Source organism: uncultured Nostoc sp., from assembly GCF_937863485.1.
Classification (GTDB): domain Bacteria; phylum Cyanobacteriota; class Cyanobacteriia; order Cyanobacteriales; family Nostocaceae; genus Nostoc.
Window position 1 is genome coordinate 1 of record NZ_CALMFY010000010.1, and the last position, 4,944, is coordinate 4,944.

The window sequence follows — 4,944 nt, forward strand, 5'->3', positions numbered from 1 at the left end:
ACTAATGACAAATGACTCACTCCTCACTCCTAACTCCTGTTTACTTACTCCATTGTCCGGATTAATTTGCTTCATAGCGCTTTAACAGCATAAGCAAAAACTCAGATGCTGTGAGATGACCTTTGGGTGGAAAAATCCCAATGGATGAATCTACCCACCAGCCTTGTACAGTTTCGGGCGATTTCCACATGGACAAATGATCAACTGCTGGCTGTGCATAAAAGTTATTTTGCCCACTACCTAGCAAACAGGAACTCCAATGGGTGAAATAATCATGGCTCATCCGATGAATAGGGAAATTACCCTGTAGTGGTACTCCCCATCCATCTATAGCAATAAACGCTTTCACACGACCACCCAAGAGTTGCCACAAACACGCTGCCCCTATTGCCCCAACTACGCCAGCACTAAAGCTAATGAATATAATTGGTGATTTTAGCTGATCACCCAAGTGATACCTGCGGTGAGCTACGCTAACGCGCAAAAACTGTAAGATATGAAATGCTGATAGAACCATAACATCTTTACCCGGATAAATCAGTATATTTGCGGCATTATAAGCGATCTCCCCATTAGAAACCATATCTAATAATCCGACTTTAAAGCTTTCAGTTAAGTTTGACTCATGAATTCCAGGGCAAATAATTATACTCATCTGTCTATTCTGAAAATTGCGGATGTATATCGGTACTAGCAGCTTTTCTTATTAATAACTTAAATCTGCTGTGGCGGTCTATTAGCAAAGGACACGTACTCCTACGGAGAAGCAAGCTACGCAGAGCGTCTCGTAAAGCCTGCGGCATAGCAACTCTTAGAGACGCTCTTGCGTTCGCTTAGGGCACAACCTCTCCAGTTGAGAATACAATAAAAAAATGAACTTTTTACAAATAATTTAGGATTGCTATATTACCTTATTTTTACTGAGTAAATTATAGCTAATCCACATATTTTTCCGAAATAATCCTATTTTAAAACTTACTTCTACACAAGCGAATGAACTTATAAAAAATAGTTATCGAGTTCTTACTAAAAAACGCTATTAAGAAGCAATTTGAGTATTGAATATTTTTTTCAAGCTGCTTCTATAGCTACAAAAGAATATTTGCAAACACACAAATGTCCGATAAAAGTATTAGGACTTACGCAAAAATCGCCCAAAAGCAGTTTATCGTAGACACGTAGTGGCTTGCCGCAGGCTACCGCCAACTTTTGGAGAGGCTTGTCTGCGACACGCTCCGCGTAGCAAGATCCCCGTAGGGGTACGCCAACGTGCAGCGTCTCGTAGAGAAGAATTCGTAGAGTGTGCGTAAGTTATAAGTATATCAAGAGAATGGGCAAATTAATCAAGCGATCGCTCTTTGCCGACAACTTCTGATTAATGAACATGAATCAAGGACAAATCAATTATTTATTGGGCTTTTTATTAATCTATTGGATTTTGATATTTTTTTATTCGACAAGTTTTGAAAGTCTTTCTGCCAGTTTGAGATACAAAATATCTGATGAAGAAACAGTAGAAAATAATATATTTAATCCTAATCTATATAAAAGTATGTTGAGCTTTGCACCTTTAAGAGAATATTTTGAATCTCTCAACTTGATGTTGGGAATTGTTGAAGACTTAAATCTTGATAGACGCATTTTACACAAAGCTGTACCAAATTAATTTCACAGAGAATGCAGCTTTTCGGCATTTTAACCGCTTTCGTTATTCCAGCAATATATACAGATGGCGTATTGATTCAATTTTCCATGCCCAATACCCAATGCCCCACGTAAATCTTGTATATCTTTTGATGTATTATTTTAATTTTCCCACCTATCCTATCCCCCTGGATGGGATAATAAGTTATAAGTAGGGAAAATGTGCAAACTATTCTCTAACTTTATATCTCTCTGCACTCTGGTTATATTGAGGAAGTAATTGTGGTTGCCACGCCGGAAAAAGTACAACATACCCACGAGCATCTATCAGGTAAAGACCGTGTAGCCATACTGCTTATGGGCTACGGCGAAGTCGAAAGCTACGAAGATTTCGCCAACTATAACGAACAGGCTTTAAATCTACTGACAGCAAAATTTGCACCAGTGCCAACCTGGATTTATCCTCCCCTGGCAAAACTTTTGGCGCTATTTGACCGCCATGAGTGGGGACACACACACCACGATTTTATCTCCCCACACAATGCCATCTTTGAACAGCAACGGGCTGGGATTGAGAAGAATTTACAAGAAAAATGGGGTGATAAAGTTCAAGTTTTCAAGGCTTTCAACTTTTGCGCCCCTTTTCTACCTAATCAAGTTCTAGCAGAAATCAAAAACCAAGGCTTCGAGAAGCTACTAATTTACCCTTTGCTGGTTGTTGATTCTATCTTTACTAGTGGTATTGCGATCGAGCAAGTTAACAACGCTCTCGTTGAGTTGACTGATGGTGAAGAACACTGGGTTAAAGCACAGCGCTACATTCCTTCTTTCTTCAATGAACCAGCTTACATCGATTTGATGGCTCATCTGGTTGAGGAGAAAATTGCTGAGTTAGCCGCAGCTTATCTACCTTCTCAAATCGGCATTGTGTTAATGAATCACGGTTGTCCGCACAAAGCCAAAGGCTTTACTTCTGGGATTGCCGAAAGTGAAGCAATGTACGATTTAGTTCGGGATAAGTTGATTAACCGCTATCCCTTAATCTCAGTGGGTTGGCTCAATCATGATACGCCCTTAATTGATTGGACACAGCCAAACGCCCAGCAAGCAGCAAATAACCTAATTCAATTAGGTGCAAAAGTGGTAATTTTTATGCCAATTGGCTTTGCCACAGAAAACCACGAAACTTTATTGGATGTCCACCATATCATCCATGCTTTAGAAAAACAGAATCCTGGTACGAACTACGTGCAAATGGCTTGCGTCAACGACCATCCAGAATTTTTAGCTATGGCGGGCCAATGGGCTGATGCTCATATTGCAGAGCTGTTGTCACAAAGTTTGGCAGTTAATCCCCAACTAGCTGGGGATCACCATCACCACCATCACCACCATTAAGGAAAGTTTGAGTTTAGGAGGGTGGGCATAGCTTTGCCTACCCTAAATTTTCTAGTGTACTCAGTTAACACTCCTACGCTTCAAAGCGTGGAGTTTTTTGATTGAAACTAAGCTTTCTCTGTGCCTGTTACTTAAGCTTGAATTTCTCTATGCCGCACGGTACTAGTATACAATTATTTTTTTAATCTATTTTCTAAGCAAAATTACGATATTACTTACGCATATTCACTGAAATTGCAAGCTCTGACCATAGCAGGAGCAAAATTTTTAAGTAACATTACATATTGAAAACTGAGACGCAATTTTAACTTTTTATTGCTCAGAGCGACGAGCTTTGCAAAATATTTGGCTGGAAGTTTTGAAAGAGCAAGACTTGACCGATTATCTCCGTGTAGGCGAACGATTAAAAAGTGATCGTTGAATTTGAATCAATCAAAAAGAAAACACCTCAGCATTTTTACTTGTAAACTCATCATAATTATTGTAATTATCCTGTAGTTATACCGGTTACAATAAGCTGGAAAATCCATATATTTAAAGCATGTTTGAAAAAACATAAAGTTTACTAAATGCTTATCTGCATTAATACTGTCGTGTCTGACTGTGAGGGGATTCTATATTTCTCCGAGGGGGTCAAGCATACGATTATCTTAGGCTGTTTCGGAAAAAGTGAGACATACCTTTATTTTGGGCAAAGGTATTGTTAAAAAGATACTTTTTCAAACTTTTTTTAGGTAGATATTTGCACGATAGACGTGAGGTAATTAGTTATAGGACTTATGCACTGTACAAATTGATTATTATGTGCATTAACAAAAATATTTAGTTTCAGACTTTTCTCAATCATCCTTTGAGCAGTAACGTGGGTATCGCTGAAAAAGCGTCGAAAAATCAAGCTTAAATACCTGAAAACCGTTCTGCATATTTGGTCAGTTCTGTCAATGTATAAGTCCGATAGAGAAAGTAAAAAGCCGCAATATTTATCACTCAATCTGAGTGAACTAACACCATGAAAAACCACATTCAATCTCGGTCTAGCGTTACAACTTTAGAAAAATTTCCAGATCAGAGTGGTTATCTTTTAAGGCAGCCTCAAAATTCAGTTTCGATGCTGGTAGTTATAGACCCCAGAGTTGAAGACTATCCTATGCTAGCAGCAGGAGTTGATGAAGGGGCAAATGTTTTAATTCTTGACCTTCATCGCGATGGTGTTGAGCAAATTACAGAGATGCTTGTCGATCATCCTGCTTCGGCGCTGCATATCGTCTGCCACGGTTCACCAGGCTGTTTAGCTTTAGGTAACACTTACCTCAATCTAGAAACCTTAAACTACTATTCAAGGGAACTGCAAACTTGGTCAGCTTTTCTCGCCTCTGCCCCTGTATTTCTCTACGCTTGTAACGTCGCAGCAGGAGAAGTAGGGGAAGCCTTCTTAGCACGACTTCACCACCTTACTAGAGCAAACATTGCAGCTTCTGCCAACCCCACTGGCAGTGCTAAAAAGGGAGGAGACTGGGAACTGGAAGTTACCCTTGGCGACATTGAGGGTCCCTTAGCGTTTTCGGAAGCTGTCAGGGAAGCTTACACTTCGGTGTTGATTATCTCAATCAATCGCCTAACAGGTCCACTACCAGGTCCAGGTTTAGCTGTGAGGGAAGGGGATACTACTCCACTGACCTTAGCAGTAGGCATTGACCTGGGTACTGACGGTCTTGGTAACCCCATCGCCACCCTAGCCGATTCAACAATAACTCTCACACCCAACGCTCAACTTGACTTAGGAAATGGGGCAGGCACTCCCATTAACGTCACTATTGCTGCTGGTAGCACGGCTGGAAACACTAAAAACGTCTCTGTCTTTGCTGTATATGACGGTATCCCTGAGAGTAATCAGACTGGTAC

4 protein-coding genes are annotated in these 4,944 nt (G+C 40.3%); 3 read left to right on the plus strand and 1 reads right to left on the minus strand.

Annotated elements, in window-relative coordinates; translation table 11 throughout:
- Positions 1-61: 61 nt before the first annotated feature.
- Positions 62-655, minus strand: a complete 594-nt coding sequence (locus Q0541_RS01145; protein WP_298904389.1) for a hypothetical protein — start codon at positions 653-655, stop codon at positions 62-64.
- Between the two features lie 729 nt (positions 656-1,384).
- On the opposite strand from Q0541_RS01145, the gene Q0541_RS01150 reads away from it, so the two are divergent.
- The 3 genes from Q0541_RS01150 to Q0541_RS01160 all read left to right on the plus strand — a co-directional run.
- Complete coding sequence (locus Q0541_RS01150) at positions 1,385-1,666, plus strand: DUF3137 domain-containing protein (RefSeq protein WP_298904391.1); 282 nt, start codon at positions 1,385-1,387, stop codon at positions 1,664-1,666.
- 260 nt (positions 1,667-1,926) lie between these two features.
- On the plus strand, positions 1,927-3,042 hold the full coding sequence (locus Q0541_RS01155; protein ID WP_298904393.1) for a ferrochelatase: 1,116 nt from the start codon (positions 1,927-1,929) through the stop codon (positions 3,040-3,042).
- A gap of 1,009 nt (positions 3,043-4,051) precedes the next feature.
- On the plus strand, positions 4,052-4,944 hold an 893-nt coding region (locus Q0541_RS01160; RefSeq protein WP_298904396.1), incomplete at its 3' end, for a DUF4347 domain-containing protein.

Coding starts and splice junctions, on each gene's coding strand:
- Q0541_RS01150 (WP_298904391.1), top strand. CDS start 1,385: ATGAATCAAGGACAAATCAATTATTTATTGGGCTTTTTATTAATCTAT.
- Q0541_RS01145 (WP_298904389.1), bottom strand. CDS start 655: ATGAGTATAATTATTTGCCCTGGAATTCATGAGTCAAACTTAACTGAA.